The organism is Paenibacillus sp. FSL M8-0334 (assembly GCF_038000405.1).
In the GTDB taxonomy this organism is placed as follows: Bacteria; Bacillota; Bacilli; order Paenibacillales; family Paenibacillaceae; genus Paenibacillus_AQ; species Paenibacillus_AQ campinasensis.
On record NZ_JBBOCH010000001.1, the window covers coordinates 944,842 to 968,135 of the forward strand.

Consider the following 23,294-nt stretch of genomic DNA (forward strand, 5'->3'; position numbering starts at 1 on the left):
GGATCACCTCCTTTAGGATTATTTTCATAGGAAAAATATCCCACTCATAGGTTACTGCGTTTTTTCTAGGTCGTCAATACTTTTTTTATTTCAATTTTCTCTTTAAATGAACTTCACAATGTAATGATGAAATTAAAACCGACTTCTGGTATAATTTCATCATTCGCTTTAATAAAGCGCGGATTGAAATATTTATAGGGAAAATTGGAAACCTGTCTTATTATGAAGACAGGTTTTTAAACTATCAATTCATCCATTCCTCCCTCCCCCTTCAAATCCACACCGTAATTATCACTGTACCAGTTCTCTTTCACCTCATAAATCATACCGTCCAAGTGCTCTACAATTGCGTTACTCTCTCTTAATTGCTTCAGCTCATGTGAATACAGGTTCACCGTATATTGTTGGGCTTGTTTCAAAAACTTGCTAACATCTTCAAGCCATGCTCCGCTGTTCAATTGCGCAATCAGTTCTTTACCTCCTCCATAAGGCACGAGGACGGAAGTCGTTTTTTGATCAATGACCTGAAAATGCTCCGCTGCCGTTTTGTAACTCCCATTTAACAACAAAGGAAAGCTTGTCCCATGTTTCTTTTGATAGTGAGTCACATAATCGTTTTCCGGTGAAAGAGACATCAGGAGCTTGGTCATCTCTTTGTCTACTTCCGAAACGTAATAATTTAAATTAGCCTCCATTTTATGATAGTAGTATAGGAAATATTCGGTCATCGCTTTTGGTGACAGCAGGCTTCCCTCATATTTGTCAGCTTTCTTCTTAAATATTGCGAGTACGTTGCTGGACGTATCTTTCCCAACTTTAATCTCCTTCAGCTTCGAAAGTGCTTCCTCCGCATGATCAATAATGTATACATTCTGCGATTCGTCTTCTCCATGACGGTTACAGCGGCCAGCTGCCTGGGCAATAGAGTCCAGTCCAGCAAGAGAGCGAATGACACATTTAAAACTGACATCGACACCGGCTTCTATTAATTGCGTGGTTACACAGATAAACGGAACCTGATCTTCCAGCAAATCTCGAATTTCCTTGAGCTTCTCTTTCCGGTGTGCCGCGCACATCGACGTACTCAGATGATAGACAGGCAGGGGCCCTCCCTGTAGCCTTTCATATAAATCTTTAACAACGCTTTTTGTATTTAGAATGACAAGAGTGCTTCCCCACTCATGAATCTCTGCATTAATCCAATCCGCCAAATCTCCATTGGTCATAGACTTATCCGTTTTATCCACAAGTTCGACCCGTTTAAAAGCCTTCGACACCTCAGAAAGATTCGGCACAATCTCCCCATCCCGGTTCTTTAAGAGGCTGTGTTGCACCTTCTCTAAGGTCGGTTGGGTGGCAGTACATAGTAGAATGCTGCAATGGGCATCTTGCTTCAGAAAGTTCAATGCTTCGTTAAACAGAGAAATACAGTGAATAGGAACCTTTTGCACTTCATCAAAGACAATCACCGAATGACTCAAATTATGAAGACGTCGCGTATTGCGGTTGCCTTTGGCATAAAAAACATTGAGGAATTGGACAAGGGTTGTAAAAATGATCGGACTGTCCCAATTGTCGCGAGCAAGCTTAAGTTTCTCTTTATTCGTGATAAGCCCGTCATCTGCTTCATCACTATCTCCCTTACCCTCCTGCTCTTCCTCGATAATATTGGAATGGTGTTCTAAAATAGGTTCGTTATCCTTTAAAATCTTTCGGACCTCACCCGCATTTTGCTCGATGATTGTGGTGTACGGGACGACATAAATGATCCGCTGCTTATCGTACTTGAGAGCATGTCTAAGCGCATATCGAAGACTGGCAAGTGTCTTCCCTCCCCCCGTGGGGATGGATAATGTATAAATGCCGGATGGGCGTTCGACAGCAAACACATCACACTGTTCCGACATTTGGGCTCTCAATACGTTGATCGGTTCGCTTGCATTACTTTTTTCTTTGAAAGTGGCAAGATGACCCATTAAACGACGGTAGTAGGCGTCAAACAAAAGAAGATGCTGTGTGGGCTCTCCAGCCTCAACCTGTTCTTCAAAACTACGCGTGTCGGTCCGATCCGCATCAATTAAACAGCTGAAGATGTATTTTGTAACAAAAAAGCTTTGTGTCGGACTATGGTCAGTGAACAGTTTGAGTTCATCCACAGCAGCATTCATATAGTCGATGAACTCTTCTTTGGAGATGGTGTCCATAAAAAAACGGTCAATAGCCAATTCGTACTCAGGAAGCGTCTTATCTTGCACTCGTCTTAAGTAATCGGATTCGATGTCAGGTGAGAGATAGTCTTGGAGGTTGGAGTGATGCGAGATGATGGCATTGCTGACGATTTCGGCCAGTAACTTTTCATAGAAGGAACTTTCTTTATGGTGGAGTAGCTCAAACAGCAGTCTGCCTCCAGCTGTAGAATGATCGACCTCACCACGCTTCGGCTGAGGCAATTCAGGGTGAAAGGCAACGATGTCTATGTATTCTTGGAACTTATCACTATACTTTCCCAGATCATGAAGCAGCCCGGCTAACCCAGCGACATGTTTCAGGCCCAGCTTTTCCCCGAACTGTTCCGCCAGCCGTTGTACTCCAAGCAGGTGCTTGTTTATTGGTTGAATTTCTTTATCGAGTTCTCGAACGTGTGCAATATACATTAAGCACATCTCCTCGCGAAATGACATAACAATTAGTTACATTTTACCATATAATTCGCCAGATTTCACCAATAAATAGGTAAAAAGATAGATCTATCCCTCTGACTTAGCCACCTTGTAATTATTCTCTCTGAAAAACTGACGCGTTAGCACTACTATTAATGTAGTTTTACGAAAATCACAAAAAAGCAACCTTTTGGGTTGCATGGAGATAAGAATTTGCGACTTACAAAATGTTCACCAGGCACGATTTCATTCGGACAATGCGGGTAATTTTAATCCAAGCACTTACATAGAGTGCAACACTAATGCGGATGCCACTTGACCCAAATACTATCAATTTCAATCCACGCACTTATATAGAGTGCGACGGCTCACAGAGATTGCGCAGATCCTTTCGGACCTAAACATTTCAATCCACGTACTCGTATAGAGTGCGACGCCGACAAGACGGCCAATGCTGCCATTTTGATTGAATTTCAATCCACGCACCCATATAGAGTGCGACCCGTCGGAGCGTTCCGGGCCTGCCGGAGGCCACAGAATTTCAATCCACGCACCCATATAGAGTGCGACAGCTCTTCCCCGATCTTAACGACCTGATTCGAGCGATTTCAATCCACGCACCCAAATAGAGTGCGACTGGCAAAACGGAGAACCCAGCAACCGAAGAATTATTTCAATCCACGCACCCATATAGAGTGCGACCTCGGTCATCAGTGGATCGAATCCAGCCAAATTGATATTTCAATCCACGCACCCATATAGAGTGCGACATCATACATTAGCAGCAAGATTCCAGCGAGATATCATTTCAATCCACGCACCCATATAGAGTGCGACACGGTAACAGTAGGTGTCAGTGTGACAAAGTTTGGAGTTGTCAAAAAAAGTGCAGTTTGAAAACACACTCATGAGAACCCCATGATTAAGCTGCCTGTGACAGCATTCTTTCGCGATAAATAGCTGGGGGCCAGCCCCCTGGATTAGAGGTGTACACCCTCTGTCTGTTGTAATAGACCATGATGTATCGGAAGATAATCGATTTCATATAGGCCATCGGGTATTGCTCGGTTTTGATCTTATATAGCTTTTCTTTCTTTAGCGTAGCAAAGAAGCTTTCCATTCTTGCGTTGTCATAGCAGCGCCCTGTGCCGCTCATGCTTTGAACGACATCTCGTTTAGCCAGACACGCTCGGAATGCATGGCTCGTGAACTGGCTGCCTCGGTCGCTGTGATAAATCATTCCACGAGCATTTCTGGCCTTGCAGGCGTTCTCAAAAGCTTGGATGCAGAGTTCCTTGCGCATGTTGTCATCCATGGCCAGACCCACGATCTCTCCATTGAAACAGTCCAATACGGCGGACACATACACCTTACCGTCTAAACAAGGCACTTCTGTGATATCCGATAACCACTTCTGGTTGGGCGCTGAGGCGCTGAAGTCTCTCTGAATCAGGTTCTCGCTCTTTTGAGCTGTCGCATCCTCACGTGTAATGCCGTTTGGATGACGCCTCACTTTCTTCAGCAGACCGTGCTTCTTCATGATGCGATAGACGGTGCTATAGCTGGTCACGATCTCTTTTTGCGCTAGAGCCAGCCTAATCCGCTGGGCGCCGTAATTACTGTTGTCTTCATATTCTTCGATGATTTCTTTGATTTTGACCAGAAGGCGTTCTTGCCGCTCTCGTTTGGGTGTGGGCTTCAAGCTGCGGTAATAGCCTGATTCGCTGACAGCAAGTACTTTGCACATCTCCTTGACGGTCCATCGATCCCGTCGTTCACGGATGTAACCATAGAGCTGGCATGCTTTTACCGCTTCCGGTCTTTTGCGAAAAAACCAAGTGCATCCTTGAGAATTTCATTCGCACGACGCAACTCGCTGTTTTCTCTTTCTAATTCGATTTCACGCGCAGTCTTATTGGTAGATGCATAAGCGCGTCCACTTCCGATATGCGCTCCATCACCGTGCAGGGTTCTTCGTTTCCTCCAGTCCTGCAAGGTGTGGTAGGCTACGCCCAACTGCTCGGCGGCTTTCTTGGGCCCGATCTCATCGCTTAACCTTACCGCTTCTTCTTTGAATGTTTTGTCGTACCGATTCATTCTCGCTCATCCCCTCATTAGCTTTCATTTTATTTCATACGAGGGTGTTTTTCGACTGCATTTTTATCGTAGCACTCCAGTTTTATTTCTATCCACGCACCCATATAGAGTGCGACATACGTGCATATCCGGTCACATGAGCAGCCACGGCGGATTTCAATCCACGCACCCATATAGAGTGCGACAAGGCCCCCGATGGGTTTTTGTCCAGGCTGTAGGTGGATTTCAATCCACGCACCCATATAGAGTGCGACGGCATCACCATGTAGAGAAGCACTTGCACGTTGTATTTCAATCCACGCACCCATATAGAGTGCGACCGATGACATCACTCAAGCTCCGTGGATGACAAAAATTTCAATCCACGCACCCATATAGAGTGCGACATCGCACCAAATTATAACAATGAGGTGCGGATATATTTCAATCCACGCACCCGTATAGAGTGCGACGTGACAGTTTCGGTGGAGGATACGAATACAGTGGAATTTCAATCCACGCACCCGTATAGAGTGCGACGTTGCGCGGTTGATGGTACAATCTGCACCCGTGTAAAGATTTCAATCCACGCACCCGTATAGAGTGCGACAGTTAAGTGAATTGGTAGCTGTACATGTAATGGGCTATATTTCAATCCACGCACCCGTATAGAGTGCGACCACCTGGTTACGGATGTGGAAGAATGCGAATGTAGAATTTCAATCCACGCACCCGTATAGAGTGCGACAACTTGACGCGGTAGGTTGTACTTTACTTTCCAATTTCAATCCACGCACCCGTATAGAGTGCGACTAGACTGGTTTAGTTGCACTCTCAAAATTGTACAGGATATTTCAATCCACGCACCCGTATAGAGTGCGACTTATGTAGGGGCATTAGATATGCCCGCCCGGATCATTTCAATCCACGCACCCGTATAGAGTGCGACGTTTAACCCGATCGATATCAACCATTGGCTGAAATTTCAATCCACGCACCCGTATAGAGTGCGACTACAAGGCATCCAAGATATACGTGGATAATTATATTTCAATCCACGCACCCGTATAGAGTGCGACTTGGTTCGCCAAAATCAGATGTACAGATTAGATTTTATATTTCAATCCACGCACCCGTATAGAGTGCGACTTTAGGTGCAGGGTATGGACAAGGCACTCAAAATGCTCATTTCAATCCACGCACCCGTATAGAGTGCGACTAGATCAGGTCGGAGGATTTGCGATACGTGCAAATGATTTCAATCCACGCACCCGTATAGAGTGCGACCCGAAGTTACTTTTTCGCAGCCGGTTATAAATAACAATTTCAATCCACGCACCCGTATAGAGTGCGACTCGCCGCGATATCCGCCACCAATGACGAGCTCGTATTTCAATCCACGCACCCGTATAGAGTGCGACGGTCTCCATCCGTCATCTAGCATTTTTATATAATCCTATTTCAATCCACGCACCCGTATAGAGTGCGACTTGTACTTTTTAAAATTATAGATCGAGTCAAAGGTAAAATTTCAATCCACGCACCCGTATAGAGTGCGACCTTTGCCTACTAATATTATATAACAAGGACTTTTATTTCAATCCACGCACCCGTATAGAGTGCGACTGTATAGGAACATATATTTCTTGATATAGTAGTGGGCATTTCAATCCACGCACCCGTATAGAGTGCGACAGCACACCTTATAACCCCTTGTTGTACAAGGCTTTATAAGTTCAAAAGTGCGAACCTCCTTTTTAGCATACTATAACCTCCCCCTATTTTCTACCAAATCGGCTGAACTCCTTGCGGGACGCGGGGTGCGAACCTCCCAGGGATTTCATGTGCGCTTGGGGTTCGCACCAGGGAAGCTGGTGTTCCTCAACATGATAGGCTGCATTCTGGTAAAATGTAAACAGCATACCCACCATAGAAAGGATGCCATTATGAAATCATTCCCAGCAAATCTCGCTTTTATCTATCCCTGGAGAAGCTATCAGCAGAAGGTGCTGGACCAGCTTGACCGCTATTTGAGCAATCGTCATTTTCATCTTGTGGCACCTCCGGGATCAGGCAAAACCGTGGTTGGACTCGAAATCATAAGGCGGCTGAATAAGCCAACATTAATTCTAGCACCGACGATCACCATTAAGGAGCAATGGATTGACCGGTTAGTGAAGCTGTTTATGCAGGAGCAGGAAACGCCGGATTGGATTTCCGGTGATTTGCGCAATCCTAAATTCCTGACAGTCACCACGTATCAAGCTCTTCACAGCCTGATTTCGCAGAACGGCTCAACTGGAGACGAGGACGGGTTCGAGTATGACGTAACCGGAGTGGACAGTGTGGAGGGAGAAATGAATGAACTCCTCGATGAGCAGCTGCCCGAGGAGGACATGTCTGAAGAAGGCGGCCATTCATCCATCGAACATGGCGGCGAAACAGCTGGAAGCGCACCAGTGGACTGGCCGAATTCTCCAGCGGAAGCTTCATCGGTATCCGGCAGGGCGGTTGATATACAGGCTGTCTTGAGGCAGGTTGGTTATGAAACCCTTGTGCTCGATGAAGCCCACCATCTGCGTGCTGAGTGGTGGCGAAGCACCATGGCTTTCCGCGATCGGCTCACGCGCCCCAATCTGGTTGCATTGACCGCCACTCCGCCTTACGATGTATCCCCTGCCGAGTGGCAGAAGTATATCGAACTGTGCGGCCCAATTGACCTAGAGATTAGCGTGCCCGAGCTGGTTCGTGAAGGGGATCTATGCCCCCATCAGGATTATATTTATTTCTCTTCACCTGCTGCAGAAGAGCGAAAGCGAATCCATGCTTTCCAGCGAGAAGCCCATGCGGTTCGGAGCAAGCTTCTGGAGAATTCCGCGTTCCTGCGGATGGTAGAGCAGCACCCGTGGGTTCGATCGACCACCGACCATATGGAAGCCATTTTATCGCGACCTGGCTATTTTTCGAGTATCGTTATTTTTCTAAAAGAAGCGGGAAGTTCGCAGTGGAAGCCACTGCTCCACGTTCTGGGCGCAGACCCGAAATCGATCCCGAGTCTGACTCTGGAATGGCTGGAAGAGCTGCTGAACGGCGTTCTATTCCAGGACAACCTGATATCCAAGCGACAAGAAGACCAGGAAGTCATCCAAGAAATTCGGACGTGGCTGCAGCGCATGGGCGCCGTAGAGAGAAGGAAAGTATATCTGCAGTCGAACCGGAAGCTGGACCGCCTGCTTGTGGGCAGTGTCTCCAAGCTGCAGAGCATTCAGGACATTGTTCAGTTTGAACGACAGAACCTGCATGAAGAGCTGCGGATGGTGGTGCTGACCGACTATATCCGGCTTCCGGATCTTCCTACAAGCGCAGATGATGAGAAGCCGCTGAATCGACTGGGCGTCATTCCGATATTTGAGAAGCTCAGGCGCGGCCAAACACCGGACCTCAAGTTAGGTGTGTTAACCGGCTCCATCGTCATTCTCCCAACAAGTGCTTTGCCGGTATTGGATGACATATGGCAAGAAAGAGGCGCTCCGGGAACATACACGCATCACCAGTTGCCGCATGACCCTAATTACGCCGTGCTCCGCTTGCAGGGGAAAACGAACCAGCTCACAGTCAGCATGATAACCGAGCTGTTCAGCCGCGGGGAGATCCATGTCTTGACCGGAACAACTGCACTGCTGGGCGAGGGCTGGGATGCCCCTTGCATTAACTCCTTGATTCTGGCCTCTTATGTCGGCAGCTTCATGCTGTCCAACCAGATGAGAGGAAGAGCGATCCGGACCCAGCCGGGGAACCCCGGCAAAACATCCACCATCTGGCACCTGGTCTGCACGGAACCCCGGCTGCATGGCCAGGAGTACGATTATGATATGAACACACTGGCCCGCAGATTCAAGACATTTGTTGGACTGTCGAATAAAGGAAGTGCCATCGAGAACGGCATAGACCGAATGGCACTGGAGACGCCGCCTTTTCAAGAGGACAGTATCCAGCGAATGAACGACATCATGCTGACACTTGCGGGAGAACGCAAGCACCTACAAGAGCGTTGGGATCGCGCGATAGCCCGTGGTCAGAATGGAAGAATGGTTGAGGAGATCAAGATGGAAGCCGAGGTGATGCCGAAGCCTTTTGTATGGATAAACACGCTGCGAGCGCTGCTTATTCAGGCAGGATTGATCGGAGTGGTGACCTTTTCCCGGCTGTTAAGTGGAATCAACGGTGGGGTCCAGGGGTCGTCCAAAGCCTTTCTCGGTTTCATCACATTTGCAGCCATCATTGGTATATTAGCGGCGCTGCCTTATACATTCAAAGCAATCCGCCTGTTTATCCGCAACGGGACGGTCGAGGACAACATGAAGCATGTTGGAGAGGCTCTGCTCCTCACTCTGACCCAGATAAACCTGATAAAGACCCGGAAAGAAGTGACCGTACAGACAGACCGTGATTCTAACGGCTACGTATACTGCTGGCTTGAGGGCGGGACCACCTATGAGCAGACTCTGTTTCTGGATGCGGTCCGGGAGCTGTTCGATCCGATTGAGAACCCGCGTTATCTGCTGCTTCGCAAGTCCAAGCTCGGCCCGATTAACCGGGAGGATTATCATGCAGTACCGCAATGGATTGGACGTAACAAGGAGAATGCCGAATTGTTCTGCCGGCAATGGAACCTTCTCGTAGGCCAGGCCGAGGTGAGGTTCACTCGTAACCTGGAGGGCAGGCAGCTGCTGCTCAACGCCCGAATGAAGTCCATGTCCTCCTCCTTCGTTCACAGAACCGAGCGGTTGAGTGCGTGGAGATAATCTGACCTCATGAAGCATATACAATAAACAAGAGCCTTTCTCCCACTTCTGGAGGTGAAAGGCTCTATATATCGTTGTGAATAGATGTTCATCGTATGTATAACCCAGGTAAGGATACGGCCATTATGCCATTAGACTTGCCTCTCCTGCTTTAAAAAAGCTTCGACCTGCTGTCTATGATGCGCATCATGATGAATGAAGATGTCTACAAATCTCTTATATGTATACTCTTCGTTGTCGATGGTTAGTTTCAAGTCATCCTCGTATCTTTCCTCTAATAATTCAAGCAGCTTCTTGCGCGTCTCCACCACGTCGTCAATGAGGTTCTCTAGACAATCGTAGGACTGCGCCACGACCTCAGCTTCCCGATTATGCTCCTCGATATCAACGAATAACAACACTGCCCCCTCGTCCATGCGGGGAACCATCACTTCCAGGCTATTCTTATCCCAGTGCATGATGTGGGTTAGAATCTCCCGAAGCGACCACTTGCCTTCGGCTATCGGCTTCCGCCATACGTCTTCAGCCGATTGCTTAAGACTCTCGACCCAAGGTACAAAGCTTGAGAACTCGTCCAATACTTCCTTCTTCTTAACAGCCATACACAACGCCTCCGCGATCCATATTCTCCCACCTATCATTAGCATACTATAATATCCCATATAAAAGCAAACAAATGTTCCTATTTAGAACTAAAATATGAGCGCCATGTTCATTGATACAATCGATACATCGACATATCCTCGTCCACCGCACGGGCCAAATGGAAGGCTTCTTTTATATCCTTCTTGTGGTGAATCATTTCATAGAAGAAGCGAATGACAAACATAAGCGCCATGCTCCCATCCGGATAATCATCCGGGCCGATATAAGCTCGGCACCCGGAATCCATAAACGCCTTGGCTGTTGCCGGATCTCCCAGTGTGCAGCCGCTGGCGATCACAGTTTTTCCATGAAGCATGGTAAATCGCTTGATTTCACCAGGTCCAAAGTCTCCGTGCGGTTCCCCATCTTCATAGATACTTTCGTCCAATTCGGGCATGATCAATTTCCCCTCATCACCATGAAAATTGAGGAGAATAATATCGGTATCCGGATAGAGGTCTTCACCCGTCAATACCGAAATCAAATCATGGGGCCTTCCCACCCAATATGTAAATACTCTGGCTCCAAAATACTCCAGCGAAGCACGGACCGCCTGGGTTTCCATATCACAATCCGGTCCGCACACGACAGCCACGTTCATTTCCGGTCTGCTCATCTATGATCCTTCCCCTTTTCTGCAATTTGCTTGATCAAATGCTTCTCCGCTGCGGGGACAGCCAAGTCCCATCCCTATCCTCCCCGCTTACCCACCCATCCCACCATACTGCTGCACAATCTGTTCCATATCCTCCAGCGCAGATATCAAATAGCTTTGATCGCTCTCCATTTCAAACCTTAGTTCGTTGTCCAGTTCAGGACGCTCTTTGAACCGGCCCGTGATAAGCACATGCCCTTGGGCATTAAAGCACAATTTCAACTCCAGGCTGACATCATAATTGGCAAATTCCACTTCACCGTCCAGGCGCTGATAGCAAGCTTTTAACTGATCATAGAATAGGGAGATCTCCCTGGTCGTGACGTACATTTCCCCTTTCACCGAATAGTTCCCGCTCTTAATCTCCACGCTGGCCTTGGCGTCATATCCTCCAAAATGACTGGTCGCTTCAGGGAAACCGTACACTTCTTCCAGCTGAATCTCAATATGCCCCTGTGTTCCTGCAACACGAAATCCGTTCATCGTCTCCGCCCCCTATTCATGACCGTATTTCATTCATTATACGAAAAAAGCAGCGCCCTTGAAAAATGCCCGGCCGGCGTTCCTGCCAACGAACCGGCGTTGTTAGGACAGCAACAACGAAGCAGATGGGCAGAGAGCGGAAAGTGACCAAAGAGGGTAGAGGAGGGTACGTGGCGGAGGATAAAAAAAACGCTCTGCATGCGCAAGGATGCGCAAGCAAAGCGTGCTTCGGTGGTTCTCAGTTGGGTTCAACTTTCAATAGGTTTAGTGGCAGAGCCATCTATAAGCTCTTACAACAATAGGTGCACCAGAAGTTCTTGGTTGACCTTAAGAGTGCCCATCGCCTCTCCTTTATGTATATGGGACGAATGTAAGATTAAGATTTCAATAACTGGAGGACCGCTTGGGGATGCTGATTGGCCTGTGCCAACATCGCTTGAGCCGATTGAGTTAACAGGTTTGTTTTCGTCAGACTTGTCATTTCTTTAGCCATGTCTGCATCTCGTATGCGAGATTCGGCTGCTGTCATATTAAGAGCCACATTTCCCACATTATTCATCGTGTGTTCCAAACGATTTTGCATAGCACCATACAACCCTCTATAATTTAAAATCCTTTCAATCGCTCCATCTGCTTGAGCTAATGCTTTCTCTGGTATGGCAGGTGGAGATACGCCCAAGTCTGCAATCCCCAATTTTTGCGAACTCACATTAAATAGAGGGATTGAGATTACTTCACCTTCATTAGCCCCGGCTTGGATGTCAAGCGTTTTAGTCGTGTAGTCAATATCTGTGATGTCCGTTAAGACCGTAGTTTCAATTTGCTGCGTCACAACAGTTTCTCGCGTTCGTTCAAACACATCAACATTCAGCGAGAACGGGCCGTAATGGAATCCAAGTGTTATACTTCCACCTTGAGGGACGGACAGATCCCAATCAAAATTAATTCTAGGCTGTCCTGATGTCGGATTGTCTACGCTAATTTCTGTTGGCGGGAGCCCAAGCGCATCATTAAATATGATGTCAGCATTAGCATCCGTACCCGTCATATGAAACGTGCTTGGCGGGGTTGTAATCTGAGTTCCAGAAGCTATAGGATTTCCACCACCATCGGTAATCGTCGAATTCGAAGGAGGGTTAACCATATTCTGAAGTTTAATATTGGCATCAGACGAATCTCCATTAGTTATCACATAAGTAATCTCCATGGAATTGTCAGCTGTTACTGTCCTATACCTCGTAATCGATATATCAGTGTTGGGAAACCGCATAAAATCCCAGGCCGGAACAGTACCCGGGTTACTACGAGAAGTATATATTAATTCTCTCGAATTTCCGTTCACTTCAATATATTCGAGCAGCGAACCATAGGCATTTCCAAACCCTTTCGGTCCGAAAATAGTATCATTCCTTCCTACCGAGTAAATGATTTGGGTTTTTTCAAATTCCGGATCGTCTGTAGGGGTCAATGTTTCATACACACTGACATTGGTATCTGTCTTCGTCGTTGTTAGAATATCAACGTTGCGCTCATTATATCCTTCTCTTCCATCCGGCAAAACGATGGATGCTGTACTATTTGTATTCGAGTAAGAATGGTTAGTATCCGTTGTGTCAGTGCTTCTTACTAAATGCCTTTCTTCCGGGAGGGTGCCTTTTGGTTTGTATTCCACAATGGTCTGTACCGAGGTTGCTGGCGACGGGTTACTCACTGATACATCAATATTGCTGCTTGAACGATCAGCGAATATGACATGGTCGACCGACAACAAACCTATCGTATTAAACTGCGTTTTTTCAGAGATACTGTTAATTTCCTCCGTCAGCTGACGGAGCTCTTGATCAATCTTCTGTCGATCGTTATCGGTAAGTGTATCATTTAAGCCACGAACTATTAATTCTCGCTGTCTTTTTATAATATCCGTGATTTCTTGTAATCCGCCTTCCGCTGTTTGAATTAAGGAGATACCATCCTGAATATTTCTCTCCGCTTGATTCAATCCACGAATTTGAGACCTCATCTTTTCGGATATCGCCAAGCCTGCCGCATCATCTGCGGCTTTATTGATACGTCGTCCGGAAGATAATTTCGCTAATGAATTGGATGTCGATCTATGATTCTGGTTTAACCTATGTAAAGTATTAAGTGCAGGAAGGTTATGTGAAATTCTCATTTTCCACCGCCTGTAGTCATATAACACAATTGTACTTTTTCTTTATTAGTAGATTATACCATCGAATAATTATTATGACGATAACACGAACGATATAAGCTGCATAAAATAGAATTTATATCGCGCTCAGCTACGCTCAATAACTTTATATCCTGCTCCAACAATTCGATTAGCATGGGCGTCACAATGGTCCCCAAGCTATTCGTTTAGCACCTTCTCCATCTTATAAAAGCCGTCCAGCCCATACTTGTGGTATTTCTTCGGGAGCTCGACTTGATCCGTCTGACGTAACCCGAACTTTTCATATATCCTCTTCGCCTCACGATTCTGAAACTCCACGGTTAATACCAGCTTATGATATCCCGCTTCTCTGGCCAGCTCCTCCGCTTTCCTTAGCAATTCTACCCCGAAGCCTCTGCCTCTGCACTCCTCGAACACAGCCAGGTTGGAGATATAATATTCGTCCTCCTTATTCATGACGGTCAAATACTTTTGCAGTCCGGAACGAAACATCATTTTGATGGCATTGGTAAAGCCAGCTGTCTGAAACAGCTCTCTCCCGTATTTCATCATGTTTTTGTCCATCTGCTCCATATCTATAGTAGGCACAGAGAGAAGTAGTCCGCATACCTTCTCATTCTCGATCTTCACAAGCATATTCTCACGGCTGAACAGGACATCCGGCTTGGTATAGAACACCTCGATGCAGTTATAAATCTCAGGCTCTCTAACGATAAAAAAATAACGGAAGATATTCTTTCCGGACATATACAAAAGCTTGATACACTCCGCATGCTCATCTGCCGTTGGTTTACGAATCATCATGATCCACTCCCTTTCCGCGGGTTCACTTAACCCATCTTGGCCAACATGATATCGATATAGATAACGTATGTTGAGGTATGCCTAAACAGCACGTAACATTGCCACATCTCTGTCCAAACTGCTTTTACTGAGTTGAGTGAGCAGCTCTCTTCGAACTATAATGGAATCAATCTTTCAAATGAGGTGTCGTGGATGACTTTCCGTATCGTTCGAGATATTTAGCTTTCGGGCTGGACAAAACGCGTACCAGCCATCAAGGGAGAAGTCTGCCCTTTTGATCTCATGAAGCTAAAGCATTGCATGATACAGTCCCTATTTTATCCTCATTGAAAGGTGGAGTAAAATTGAATCCATCGGATTACAGAACGTTTTATGATAAAGTCGGCAGGAGGAATGGCTGGGATTTCAGCCGAGTGAAATGCGTAACGGAAGATGCACCTTGGGATTTGTACCGAGAAGTCACAAATGTCTGCAAGAAATCGGACATATTGCTGGACATTGGCACTGGCGGCGGGGAAGCGATCTTATCCATTGCTGAATCCGCATGGCTGCTCATCGGGATTGACCGATCAGCTGGCATGATTGAAAAGGCAACTAGAAATGTTGCGAAATCAGGCAAATCGAACGTCCGCTTCTTCAAGATGGACGCAGAGCATCTGGAATTTCCGCATCGCTTTTTTGATATTGTCTCCTGCAGACATTCAGAATTTTCCGCGACAGAGGTCGCTAAGGTTATAGTGAACGGCGGTACATTCCTAACCCAGCAAGTAAGCGAAAACGATAAAATCAATATTAAAGAAGCGTTCGGCAGAGGCCAGGCATGGGGAACCACACCCGGCACATTAAAACAAACCTATCTGGATGCGCTAAGTAGAGCCGGGTTTAGCGACATTCAGTCGTTTGAATATAACGTGAATGAATATTACCAAACGGCTGAAGACCTGATATTTTTACTAAAGCATACACCCATCATTCCTGGCTTTGGACAGACTGAGGCTGATTTTCACATCCTCCAACAGTTTATAAAGGAGAATCAGACCGAGAAGGGGATTAAGACCAATTCGCATCGTTTCTTAATAAGAGCGAAGCTATAGCGGTTGGGAGGGGGGCCGTAAGGATGCTCGATATTATCGAGTGTCCTTTCTTGTTCTTGTAATAGTGTAGTGGACGTCCTTCTTACTGCATGGAGAACGGGAAAGCAGAACCTGACATTTCTTTACTATCAGACTCTTAATGGAACATAAAAAAGGGGCTGTCCAATAAGTCCCTAAAGTAAAAAGGTTGGACGAGAAGAGAACCATTTCTCCGTCCAACCTTTTTACGTCCCTGCGTTTGAAAGAATGTAGCGAGGCGAATGCCTGCTACTTTCAGTAGATTGTGGGCCAAGGCCACAATCCCAAACTCTGTATGAACTTTTTCTAGACCCCGCAAGGAAAATCTGCGGAACGACCGATTGCCCTTGATGTGACCGAATACACTCTCAACCTCGACTTTACGTCGAGCATAGATCGCGGATTTCTCGTCATCCTCAAGGGCTGTTTTTGCCTTTGCCTTTAATTCTTCCCATACCGTGTTCCAGTGTACTTGACGATTTCCCTTTGCTTTCGTACATGCTGCCTTTAATGGGCAATCGCTACAATCCTCACATTCGTAAATCTTAAAGCTTTGCTCTAGGCCGGAGCGTGTCTTCTTCGTCTGGTACTTCTTAAACGAAACGTATCGACCATTCGGGCAAATAAAGCGATCGTCTAACTCTTCATACGTCCAATTGCTTGCATGCTTCATGTTCTTTTTGTAGCGTCTGGTTTGTTCGTGCATATAGCTGCCATATGGAATAAGAAAATCAAATCGCGTCTCTTTTTCTTCGCCTAACGCGTACAAATAGTTTTCCTCACTACCATAACCAGCGTCAGCAATCACGGTTTTAGGCATGGGTAAAGAAGACGCAGCAAGTTGCTCCATATGCGGAATGAAGCAGCGTGTGTCCGTTGGTCGTTGGTGAAGACTATAAAACAAAATAAATTGGTTTTCCGTTGCCATCTGTACATTGTAACCTGGTTTAAGTTGACCATTTTTCATGTGATCTTCTTTCATTCGCATAAACGTAGCGTCTGGATCGGTCTTGGAGTAGCTATTGCGATCACCAAAGCAAGCTTTCTGCTGATCATACTTGGCCAGACGTGGAAGAAAGTCTTGACGAATCTTTTTCAGAGGCTGTTTCCAGGCACTACGCTCTTTTCGTAAGGCTTTTCTCGCTTCACTGTCATTGGTTTGAGCGATCTGTTCAGTTAAGCGCTCTACTTGTTCTTCTAGAATAACAGCTGTTTCTTCAAGCTGTACAGGAAGCTCATCTGGATCGGTAGCTACCATTTCACTAGCTTCTTGCTGCGTGAGCGTATGAATATGCGCAAGGGTTGCCTGCACCTTTTCTTTGAGTTTCTCTTCAAAGCGTAACGTAGATTTTTTCCACACAAAAGAATACTTGTTGGCATTAGCTTCAATCTTTGTGCCATCCAAGAAGTAGTTCTCCATGGTAATAAAATTGTCGTTGATGAGCTTTTTAATCATCGTTTGAAAGAGCTCATCCATAAGGCTCTTCATTCGCACACCACGGAAGTCATTCAGGGTGCGGAAGTCCGGCTGTTGCATCGCAGCTAGCCACATCGCCGGTAGGTTTTCTTGTAATAGTTTTTCAATGCCACGGCAGGAATAGACTTTTTGAGAGTAGCCATAAAGAATCACTTTGAGCATCATTTTAGGATGGTAGGAACTACGGCCACCGCCAACATAATGAGCAAACAACAGCTCGTCAGGAATAGATTCAATCATTTCATCAATGATACGAGCGACATGGTGGGAAGGGATTAGTGATTCTAGATCCAAGATCATATGCATCTGCTTGTTATCATAAGCTTTAAAAGCAGGTGTGAGCTTTCGTTTAGAATCTATGTTTCCTTCTATATTTTCTAGAGGAAATGTGAGTTGCATGTTATAATGTTTAGTAGTAGTCATTTGATTACGCATAAAAACCGTCCCTTTCTGAAATGGTTGTGTGGTAACTTTCATTTTACAGGAAAAGACGGTTTTTTTGCGCATATTTTTAGCGTTTTACAAAAAAAGAGGCTGCCAGTAGTCAGGTTTCACTGACTTTCTGGACAGCCTCCTCCAACCTGTCTTATAAAATGCGGGACTCACCCGCTTCATTGCTGTTTGCACGTCAGTATACCTCAAACTATCTGTCATTCCTAACCAACAACACCACACACTCCACATGTGTTGAGTTGGGAATAGGAACATGAATCACTCCTTTCATTTACTGAGGGCTTTTTTCGATTTTGCCTGCCCATCTTGGCTTGAACGCTGCTCGTAAAGCCTGTTTTATAGATAAAAGTTAGCTTATAAGGATTAGGGTTACCTTCATTAAGGCTCTCTCCAATTATAACTTTATCAACGACGCTCTCAAACACATTCCGGTCAAATGTAGACAGGATGGCATTCGTTTGAAGCACTTTGCGGAAATGTTCAATTCTTTTCTCGATATTGATTTCTTCTTGCGCCGCTTCCTCCAATCCCTCTCTTTCGTCGAGCAGTTCGGTCAACGTGGATTCGAGTTCCTCAAACTTACGCTCATATGTTGGGCGGTCTATTTTTTCTTCCAGATGCAAGTCGATCAGTTTACAGCGCTTATGTTCAATCGCCTGGATTTCATTTATAATTTTGTTCAATTGTTTTTGATTGTTCTGGTCACTAAATACGGATTCCATTCTGATTAATAATTCGTCTAACACATCCTTATGATTACTACAAACTAATTTGTACGTTTCAATAAATGCACCTTCAATAATTTTTTCTTCTATTCCTTTGCTGTGCGGACAAAATCTTTTTCCCTTCTTCGTGTTAGTGGTACACTGCCAAATTGTCTTTTCATGCGATGTACCACTATTCCAACTCCGCCGAGAGAAGTTGGAACCACAGAACGCACATTCCAACTTGCTGCTAAAAGCGAATTTCCTACTGTATTTTTCCCGTTTACTGCCTTGTTTAAGCTTCCCGCGATTTTTTCCTCTACGGTGCAATATATCCTGTGCCTTGTTAAAGACTTCTTCGCTGACAATTGGCTCATGATGATTTTTGATGTAGTCTTGATCTTCCTCACCATGATTTTCAAGTCTGCGCTTGGAAATCGGATCGAGAGTAAACGTCTTTCCCTGAAGGAGATCACCTTTATATTTCTCATTCTTAATAATGCCTAGAACAGTTGTATCATTCCATTCGGGATTCCCTCTTTTCGTCTTATATCCGAATTCCATCAGTTCTTTTGCAATCACGTATGCACCAACACCAGAAATATAGCGCTCAAAGATGTAGCGTACAATCTTAGCTTCTTCTTCGTTTACCGATATCTGTTTGGTAACGGGATCATAGTCATATCCAAGGCAGCTTTGAAATCCAACCAGTTCCCCACGTTGCATTTTCATTTTCAAGCCCATTTTTACAATAGAAGAAATATTCTCAACCTCTTGTTGAGCAACCGAACTTAAAATGGTTAGTAACAATTCCCCATCCATAGTAAGCGTGTTGATATTCTCTTTCTCAAAAAATACAGCGACGTTTCTTTCTTTCAACATGCGAACATATTTCAAAGTGTCCACAGTATTTCTGGCAAACCTTGAAATGGACTTGGTAATAACCATATCAATTTTGCCATCCATGCAATCCTTTATCAGCCGTTGAAAATCATCACGTTTCTTCACTTGGGTTCCCGTGATAGCTTCATCCGCGTAAATGTCCACCAATATCCAATCGTTTCGTTGGCTAACCATATCTGTATAGTGAGCAACTTGCGACTTATAGCTGCTTAACTGTTCTTCCGTGTCGGTACTCACTCTGGCATAAGGAGCAACCCGCAGACGGTCTGGCCTTCCTCCAACACGATCTGATAGCTTCCGATTGGCTTTGATTACTTCAACTGTATACCCCATTGTTAAGGCTCCTTTCGTCTTATTATCACGATCAGTGTAATAAGAGTTAAGCAGACCAACAATTGTGCGAATCAAGAAGTCAGGTCTGAAACAACATCGTATTCCTTCATGGTTTTGTTTTTGATAAGAGTAAACTCTTTTTCCGAAATCAGTGACAGAGCCAATAATTGTTTCAACATGGCAATTTGCATGCTATATCTGATTAATTTTCGACTCATCATAACCCCCCCGTTTGGTTCATTACATCTAAAACAGAGATGCGACAAAGGACGATCACCTTATACGCATCTCTGTTCTTCCTTGTTTTGGTTGTATCGCATAAATCCAATTCCAGCGGCCGGTGGTTAACGGCCTCATAGGTATTGTCAGAATACCTCTCCCAGGATCGCTGCAAGCCGCCCCCATTGCGTGATCTGCCTAAAAGCAGAGCTGTGGCTGGACGGAAGTATCATTATCCCCCGCATGGGTCATCGCCTTAAATGGAACCACCATTTATTATTGCATGGACAAAAATCGCTCTCACCTTGTTGTCTTCTTTTCCGAAAAAAGGCAGGGTGGTCATGGCGCACCTGCAATTTGGCTTCCTAGACATGCGAGGAACGTACCGGAATGGATGGTATTTGATTTTCAAGGTACAGAAAAACAGCAGGGGACATGCCCCTCTATCATCCGTTTCATTTTGAAGCCAAAATCGGACCTTTCTGCGAAAAAAATAAATCGGAGAGGATAGAAAGCTCTTTGTACAGATTAGAAATCTTCGGCATCGTGAGCTATAATGATGGCGAGGTGATCACATTATGGAAGAAATGGTCCCAACAAGAGAGGTTCTAAGCTTTGTCAGAAAGCTCGAAAAAATGATGAATCAATTTGAGGGAAAATAATGTGAGTATTTCGAGATCATCATCCACATGCGCCGAGAGTTTAATCTCGGTTACAGAAAAGATGGGATGTATCTGTTGCCGAAAAAAATTAAAAATGGCCACTTAATGCTGTCGCGATTACATCTCGGTCAATAACCAGCTTTACATGTAAGGAAACTGAACAAAGTGAAGAAAATCCCGTTGAGGGTGGAAGCTAGTGAACTGGTGGATCCCGAAGAATAATTCAAGAGAGTTCAGAAGAAGCAGGAAGCTTTTCAAGAAAGGCTCTACTGCTTTTTGATCTTATGTAAATATCTGTGGAATTAATTCTCTCCGATTATACTTTGATTTTATGGAAATTCATTGATTTTTTTGCTTAGTTTGCAAATTCGATATGTTGTTTTCCAGTCCGGTATTACTTCACTTTAAAGCTATATCCTGACCTGAGTTATTTAACTATAATTGTGACTTTGTAAGTTACGAACATGATTGGTATGGGAGGAGACTCGAATTTGGCGGGTCGCTTTCTTTTATTTGTTAAGAGCTTAATGCGCTGCAGGTTGTTCAGATTACTCATTATATATATAGGTGCTGGTCATTGTCTACCGCTCGACCCTGCATGCAATGAATGAATAAGCTGCACTTGTTCTGCCCTCCTACTGCCAAAAACATCTCCAGTATGGTAGATGGAATGAAATCGAATTAAGGCGTGCTCTGCATTTTCGAAATCGCGTAAAACTGACATGTATAAACTCCATTTCGTTGGTTTTCTGGAAAAGCCTTGTCTTATCTTGTGCTTATATTGCGACAGTTATGTTGAGAGTTATCCTTAAGGGGCAAACTATATAGCCTGTGAATTAGTATCCAGGTATGGTTTCATCTGAACTAAGTACCTTTCTCAAAGACCGGAAAAGCTTCTTCTTTGGAAACATGAATCATTTCTTGAGGGAATGTTTTTTAAAGTACTTTTCTACTCTGAGATGGATATCTTTTTGATACCATTCCGAAAGTCCATAGGCTTTGAACAACTGGTGCATGCCGAGTCGTTCAGAGTGTTTCCCCATCGAACCATCCCCGATATTAAGTGTATCTATCCATATCCGATCTACGATACCTTCCAGTAACTTTGGGAAATCCGGAGTGAACGGCAGTACAGGTGAAATTGACGCTTGTGTAGTTATCCCTACCTCATGTACTTCTCTTAATGCTTGAATTCGCAGCTTAATTCCCGGTGCAACCGGAGCAAAAAGCCGCTTTATATCTTCCCGATCGGTTTCAATTGTCATTGACAAAATGTGCTTCAAAGATAGGAGTAAGCACTTGGAGAAGAGCCTGTTGGATAAAGCGATCTACCACAGTCGAAATGCCAAATAATCTGACAACGCCGTCGGGTTTCGGGATTTCGACCCTTCGGACTGGTGCCGTTTGATAGGCCCCTTCTAATAATTGTTGTCGTATAAGCGGCCAGTACTCATGGGGCTCGGAGTTTGCCGGACGACGCTTAACCATCACTTCAAGGTCCTCTGGGCTTCACCCGTACTTCCCTGAAGGAGTTCCATAGGAATTCTGCTTCAACGCGTCGTTCTCGAAAACGTCAAGTCTGGAATAAGAGAGATTAGGTTTACTAATTTATATTCTGCGTAGAGTCTTGGTTCGGGAATTCGCTTCCATCCAGTGTTCCGCCACCTCTTAAATCTGTGGCTCCAAATACGTCTAATGATCCAACGCTGCAATTTATTGAACAACTTTCGAATATGAGCTTTGCGATAGTAGGTGCCCCACCCTCTAATTACAGGATTGATGCTTTCGATCAATTCGTATAAGGACTTGGGAATCCTCCGCTTTGTTCGATTTCTGATCGTATCCATGAACCTTTTAACTGACTTCTCAGTTGGAACAGCATAGAGATTCATCTGATTAGGTTGCTTCTTGATTTTACTTTTGGGGAGTCTAAGTCCTTTTCCTTGCTTTACTTTGTAGCCGAGGAATTCGAAACCCCATTTGATATGGGTGATTCGAGTCTTTTCTGGGTGAAGCGTTAACCCTAATGAAGCAAGTATTGCCTTAGCATCGTTAAAGGCTCTTACAGCATCAGTCCGAGTTTTGCAAAGGACTACCCAATCATCAGCAAATCTTGTTAGACAATGCCCTTTTCTAACCATTTCATGGTCGAATGGTGTAAGGTAGATGTTACTGAAGAGTGGGCTGATTACTCCACCTTGCGGTGTACCTTGATGAGTAGAATATTTCTTTCCTTTCTCCATATATCCCGCCTGAAGCATTTGTCTAATGAGTCGTAAGACTCTCCCATCACTAACCTTTTCAGCGATCATATCAATTAGTCTTTCATGATGAACACTTCCAAAGAAGTCCTTTAAATCCGCATCTAGAACCCATTCGTTTCCATTTAGTATTTCTCGATAGATTTTTCGCATTGCTTGATGTGTTGATCTACCGGTTCTGTATCCAAAACTGCAATCACTAAAGCATGGTTCGAAGATGGGTTCTAGCCGATTCTTAAGAGCTTGTTGACAGACTCGATCACGTATTGCTGGAATACCTAACGGTCTTTTCTCATTTGGTTTGTTCCTCTTTGGGATGTTTACTCTTCTGACCGGAATCGGTTGATAGGAATCATCTTTTAATTGCTGATACAATCTATCTAATTCTTCATTAGATAACTGATCAAATTCTGAAACACTGACTTTATCAATGCCTCCACTCCCATTATTTGCTCTAACTGTTTCCCATGCTTTCCTTAGGTTTGTTGGATGATAAACCTTATCTATTAGTGAGTGAATCTTCTTAACTGTACCTTGGTCTTTCATTGGCTTCGTATCCTCCACAACAAGTTTTGGGTCTTTCACATAGGGAACTGTCCGTTCTTGTATGCTTTACTCACAACACCAATTCAGACTTTGGTTCCATAAAGCGAGCCGCCTTCCCCGTCCATTCATCTTTTGAATGAAATAGACGCCACTATACTTAGATAGTAGTCCAAACGTTTCTGTTGTTCGTTTGTTGAAGTACTATTCAGCTCTCCGACTTCTCGCAATGCGTTTGTGTACATTTCGGGGTTTCCTTATAGTCCACATTACTGGATAGTTGTGTATCCCTGAAAAGAATGGCA

13 protein-coding genes, 3 pseudogenes and 2 CRISPR repeat arrays are annotated in these 23,294 nt (G+C 44.9%); of the genes and pseudogenes, 2 read left to right on the plus strand and 14 right to left on the minus strand.

Annotation, left to right across the window (positions count from 1 at the left end):
- Positions 1-236: 236 nt before the first annotated feature.
- From cas3 to MKX64_RS04270, 3 genes and pseudogenes are all read right to left on the minus strand, one after another.
- A complete protein-coding gene (gene cas3 / locus MKX64_RS04260; RefSeq protein WP_341035397.1) occupies positions 237-2,654 on the minus strand; it encodes a CRISPR-associated helicase Cas3' in 2,418 nt (805 codons plus the stop codon).
- A 339-nt stretch (positions 2,655-2,993) separates the two neighbouring features.
- Positions 2,994-3,498: a CRISPR direct-repeat array (repeat unit 32 nt).
- Positions 3,499-3,582: 84 nt separating this feature from the next.
- A pseudogene (locus MKX64_RS04265) lies at positions 3,583-4,452 on the minus strand (IS3 family transposase); the annotation flags it as partial.
- A gap of 14 nt (positions 4,453-4,466) precedes the next feature.
- Positions 4,467-4,757 (minus strand): transposase, encoded by a 291-nt coding sequence (locus MKX64_RS04270; protein WP_155619201.1) that lies wholly within the window; start codon positions 4,755-4,757, stop codon positions 4,467-4,469.
- 84 nt (positions 4,758-4,841) lie between these two features.
- Positions 4,842-6,431: direct repeats of the CRISPR family, unit length 32 nt; unit sequence ATTTCAATCCACGCACCCGTATAGAGTGCGAC.
- A gap of 251 nt (positions 6,432-6,682) precedes the next feature.
- Between MKX64_RS04270 and MKX64_RS04275 the strand changes: the two genes are divergently transcribed.
- A complete protein-coding gene (locus tag MKX64_RS04275) occupies positions 6,683-9,541 on the plus strand; it encodes a DEAD/DEAH box helicase family protein (RefSeq protein WP_341035398.1) in 2,859 nt (952 codons plus the stop codon).
- A 131-nt stretch (positions 9,542-9,672) separates the two neighbouring features.
- On the opposite strand, the gene MKX64_RS04280 is transcribed toward MKX64_RS04275, so the two are convergent.
- The 5 genes from MKX64_RS04280 to MKX64_RS04300 form a co-directional block, all read right to left on the minus strand.
- Complete coding sequence (locus MKX64_RS04280) at positions 9,673-10,143, minus strand: DinB family protein (protein WP_095265443.1); 471 nt, start codon at positions 10,141-10,143, stop codon at positions 9,673-9,675.
- Positions 10,144-10,253: 110 nt separating this feature from the next.
- Positions 10,254-10,802, minus strand: coding sequence for a delta-aminolevulinic acid dehydratase (locus tag MKX64_RS04285; RefSeq protein WP_341035399.1), 549 nt, complete (start codon positions 10,800-10,802; stop codon positions 10,254-10,256).
- A gap of 87 nt (positions 10,803-10,889) precedes the next feature.
- Positions 10,890-11,324 carry a WapI family immunity protein gene (locus tag MKX64_RS04290; RefSeq protein ID WP_341035400.1) on the minus strand — a complete coding sequence of 145 codons (435 nt, stop codon included), beginning with the start codon at positions 11,322-11,324 and terminating at the stop codon, positions 10,890-10,892.
- A gap of 376 nt (positions 11,325-11,700) precedes the next feature.
- Positions 11,701-13,497 (minus strand): flagellin N-terminal helical domain-containing protein, encoded by a 1,797-nt coding sequence (locus MKX64_RS04295; protein WP_095397569.1) that lies wholly within the window; start codon positions 13,495-13,497, stop codon positions 11,701-11,703.
- Positions 13,498-13,695: 198 nt separating this feature from the next.
- Positions 13,696-14,322: a GNAT family N-acetyltransferase gene (locus MKX64_RS04300; RefSeq protein ID WP_095265448.1), complete on the minus strand. Its 627-nt coding sequence runs from the start codon at positions 14,320-14,322 to the stop codon at positions 13,696-13,698.
- A gap of 344 nt (positions 14,323-14,666) precedes the next feature.
- Here MKX64_RS04300 and MKX64_RS04305 point away from each other — a divergent pair, with 344 nt between their 5' ends.
- Complete coding sequence (locus tag MKX64_RS04305) at positions 14,667-15,416, plus strand: class I SAM-dependent methyltransferase (protein WP_095265449.1); 750 nt, start codon at positions 14,667-14,669, stop codon at positions 15,414-15,416.
- A 136-nt stretch (positions 15,417-15,552) separates the two neighbouring features.
- Here MKX64_RS04305 and MKX64_RS04310 read toward each other — a convergent pair whose 3' ends face one another.
- From MKX64_RS04310 to ltrA, 6 genes and pseudogenes are all read right to left on the minus strand, one after another.
- Positions 15,553-17,310 carry an IS1182 family transposase gene (locus tag MKX64_RS04310; protein WP_445670826.1) on the minus strand — a complete coding sequence of 586 codons (1,758 nt, stop codon included), beginning with the start codon at positions 17,308-17,310 and terminating at the stop codon, positions 15,553-15,555.
- A 257-nt stretch (positions 17,311-17,567) separates the two neighbouring features.
- The gene (locus MKX64_RS04315; protein ID WP_341035402.1) at positions 17,568-19,304 is read right to left on the minus strand and encodes a recombinase family protein; all 1,737 of its coding nucleotides are present in this window, start codon (positions 19,302-19,304) and stop codon (positions 17,568-17,570) included.
- 1,506 nt (positions 19,305-20,810) lie between these two features.
- Positions 20,811-20,903 (minus strand): annotated as a pseudogene (locus MKX64_RS04320) (GTP cyclohydrolase); the annotation flags it as partial.
- Between the two features lie 196 nt (positions 20,904-21,099).
- Positions 21,100-21,450 carry a hypothetical protein gene (locus tag MKX64_RS04325; protein ID WP_050954049.1) on the minus strand — a complete coding sequence of 117 codons (351 nt, stop codon included), beginning with the start codon at positions 21,448-21,450 and terminating at the stop codon, positions 21,100-21,102.
- Positions 21,451-21,454: 4 nt separating this feature from the next.
- Positions 21,455-21,634: pseudogene (locus tag MKX64_RS04330) on the minus strand (group II intron reverse transcriptase/maturase); the annotation flags it as partial.
- Between the two features lie 101 nt (positions 21,635-21,735).
- Positions 21,736-22,992 carry a group II intron reverse transcriptase/maturase gene (gene ltrA / locus MKX64_RS04335; protein ID WP_341035403.1) on the minus strand — a complete coding sequence of 419 codons (1,257 nt, stop codon included), beginning with the start codon at positions 22,990-22,992 and terminating at the stop codon, positions 21,736-21,738.
- Between the last annotated feature and the right edge of the window lie 302 nt (positions 22,993-23,294).

Coding starts and splice junctions, on each gene's coding strand:
- cas3 (WP_341035397.1), bottom strand. CDS start 2,654: ATGTATATTGCACACGTTCGAGAACTCGATAAAGAAATTCAACCAATA.
- MKX64_RS04270 (WP_155619201.1), bottom strand. CDS start 4,757: ATGAATCGGTACGACAAAACATTCAAAGAAGAAGCGGTAAGGTTAAGC.
- MKX64_RS04275 (WP_341035398.1), top strand. CDS start 6,683: ATGAAATCATTCCCAGCAAATCTCGCTTTTATCTATCCCTGGAGAAGC.
- MKX64_RS04280 (WP_095265443.1), bottom strand. CDS start 10,143: ATGGCTGTTAAGAAGAAGGAAGTATTGGACGAGTTCTCAAGCTTTGTA.
- MKX64_RS04285 (WP_341035399.1), bottom strand. CDS start 10,802: ATGAGCAGACCGGAAATGAACGTGGCTGTCGTGTGCGGACCGGATTGT.
- MKX64_RS04290 (WP_341035400.1), bottom strand. CDS start 11,324: ATGAACGGATTTCGTGTTGCAGGAACACAGGGGCATATTGAGATTCAG.
- MKX64_RS04295 (WP_095397569.1), bottom strand. CDS start 13,497: ATGAGAATTTCACATAACCTTCCTGCACTTAATACTTTACATAGGTTA.
- MKX64_RS04300 (WP_095265448.1), bottom strand. CDS start 14,322: ATGATGATTCGTAAACCAACGGCAGATGAGCATGCGGAGTGTATCAAG.
- MKX64_RS04310 (WP_445670826.1), bottom strand. CDS start 17,310: ATGCAACTCACATTTCCTCTAGAAAATATAGAAGGAAACATAGATTCT.
- MKX64_RS04315 (WP_341035402.1), bottom strand. CDS start 19,304: ATGGGGTATACAGTTGAAGTAATCAAAGCCAATCGGAAGCTATCAGAT.
- MKX64_RS04325 (WP_050954049.1), bottom strand. CDS start 21,450: ATGACAATTGAAACCGATCGGGAAGATATAAAGCGGCTTTTTGCTCCG.
- ltrA (WP_341035403.1), bottom strand. CDS start 22,992: ATGAAAGACCAAGGTACAGTTAAGAAGATTCACTCACTAATAGATAAG.